The sequence below is a fragment of the Mesorhizobium sp. WSM4844 genome (genome assembly GCF_055811775.1).
The window spans coordinates 1-1650 of the sequence record NZ_JBVVQB010000138.1; the positions used below are offsets into that span (position 1 = coordinate 1).

The window sequence follows — 1650 nt, forward strand, 5'->3', positions numbered from 1 at the left end:
AGCCCCAATGCACGGTCTCCGCTGTTGCTGGCAAATGCCAATGGTCCGTGCGTTCGCGCGCTCTTGCCGTTGGCGGGCGATCCATAGCGGCCTGCAGCATCGGGGCCGGCCGCGCCGCCGCCGACTTGCGGCCGTCCGGTTTGCCGCGCAGCGGATAAGCTTCATCCGTCTGCGACCTGGCGCGCCTCACCTGCCTGGGGCTCATTCCAAACGTCGCGCCGAAAGTGCGGCTGAAATGCGATTGATCGCGAAAGCCCCAGCGCTGTCCGATCGCGGCCACGCTTTCATGTGCATGGTTGGGATCCGCCAGGTCGATGCGGCAATGTTCGAGGCGCTGCTGGCGCACATATTCGGAGAAGCTTTCGCCGCGCCCCTCGAACAGTTTTTGCGCGTAGCGTACGGAAAGCCCTTCCAGTCTCGCGATCAGGGCCAAGGCAAGATCCGGGTCCGACAGACGGGCGTCAATCGTCGCCGCGACGCGCCTGAAATGCGCCGTTTGCACCCCGGTCAGGCTGCCAGCGGGCTCACGTACCTCGCCAAGCAGGGCGCTTGCCACGAGTTCCGTCAAAGCCACTTCGGCGGCTGTCAGATCGGCCGCACCGGAAGTCTCGAGATTGGAGCCCAGCGTTCGCAATCCGGATTTCGCAACCGCAGCGACGACGGTGCTGCCTAGCACCTTCGGCAAGCGGATGCCGCTGCGGCCCAGCCGTGCTTCCAGCGGACCGGCGGCCGCCTGAAGTATGAACGCGCGGAAGTCACTGCGAAAGGTCAAAGACCAGTCGTCGGCCGTGCCCAGCACCATCATGTCGCCGTCGGCGAGATCGAACGCCTGGTGCGGGGCGACAAGTCGCCCGCGCCCAGCAACGATGAGAGCGAAGAGGATCCCGTGGTCCCGGCGCATCGGCACGATGCGCTGGGGCGTGCCAGAGACGTCGGCGAGGCGCGTGGCGGCGTTCGCTGCCCGCAGGTGCATGGTGCCTCTCGGGATCGGCTGGTCGTCGACAGACGCGGAAAGCGAAAACTCCTCAAACCAGTCGAGCCACGCCTTGTCGCGGTGTTCGAGGGGCAGATGGTCGATCGATCGCAGAGCCGCAACCATAAGAGACCTTTCCGGGGCGCGTTACGTCCATCAGGAGACCCGCCCGTCGAGATTCACTTTAGCGCGGCGCCCGCCACAGTCTTTGTGCGCATGCGAACAATCTCTTGACTTTACCCTGTCACCAGACGGAGCTCAAGCTCGCTGATTTCGCCGGCGTTAGCATAAGCCATTGAACTGACCTGAATTTTTTTAGTAGACAACGCGATGCATTGATTTCGCGGCCGGCTGGCTGGATTGCCGACGGCGCGCGTGGTGCATAAAATCGCGCACATTCCTTCCAACAAAAACAAGGGGACTGTTCATGTGCAAAGGCGATGATATCAGCTGTCCGCATTTCGAGCTTCACTACAACAAATTGAAGCAAGATCTAAATGCCGAGCGACGCGGCTTTCTGAAGGGGGGCCTGTTCGCAGCCAGCGGTCTGGCCACGCTGGGCGCTGGTGGCATCTCGCTGGTCACACCCGCACTGGCGCAGGCCACGTCATCGAAGCTGCCTGCACAACGCGCCTATCATTATTTGCCGGCCAACGCCGAGACCGTGCATTGGGGCT

General features: G+C 62.8%; 1 protein-coding gene and 1 pseudogene. One reads left to right on the forward strand and one right to left on the reverse strand.

Annotated features, from left to right (window positions below; genetic code table 11):
• Positions 1-1099, reverse strand: a 1099-nt coding sequence (locus tag AC0L2A_RS36090) for a helix-turn-helix domain-containing protein (protein WP_473612945.1), incomplete at its 3' end; no start/stop codon positions are given.
• 301 nt (positions 1100-1400) lie between these two features.
• On the opposite strand from AC0L2A_RS36090, the pseudogene AC0L2A_RS36095 reads away from it, so the two are divergent.
• A pseudogene (locus AC0L2A_RS36095) lies at positions 1401-1650 on the forward strand (acetamidase/formamidase family protein); the annotation flags it as partial.